This window comes from Oleiphilus sp. HI0043 (assembly GCF_001634935.1).
Genome location: NZ_LWEY01000846.1, coordinates 1 through 325, shown reverse-complemented (window position 1 = coordinate 325; position 325 = coordinate 1). Strand labels below are relative to the sequence as shown.

1 protein-coding gene is annotated in these 325 nt (G+C 43.4%); it reads right to left on the bottom strand.

The genetic code is table 11. The annotated features are described in order from the left end of the window. The coding region (locus A3729_RS09610) for an MBL fold metallo-hydrolase RNA specificity domain-containing protein (RefSeq protein ID WP_304439710.1) at positions 1-325 on the bottom strand (325 nt) is incomplete at both ends.

Sequence of the window (325 nt, the reverse complement as noted above, 5' to 3'; positions counted from 1 at the left end):
TGACCTCTTCCCCCAATAATTCCCGTAGCGCCTGTTTTAAAGCCCTCTTCGCGTCATCATCACCATGAACAATTCTTATTTCTGAAGGCTTAGCATTCATACCTTGCACTAAGTTCAGCAAGTCTTCCTGACCTGCATGCGCAGAGTAACCCGAGATCGTATGTACAGCGGCATTAATCGTATAGCGCTTACCCTCTAGCTCGACATAGCCATTTCGTGTCCCGTAAGTTTGAATATCTCGCCCTGCAGTTCCCTCAGCTTGATAACCTACAAACAGAATATCAGTACGCTTATCTTCAATTAAGGCTTTTAAATAATTAACAAT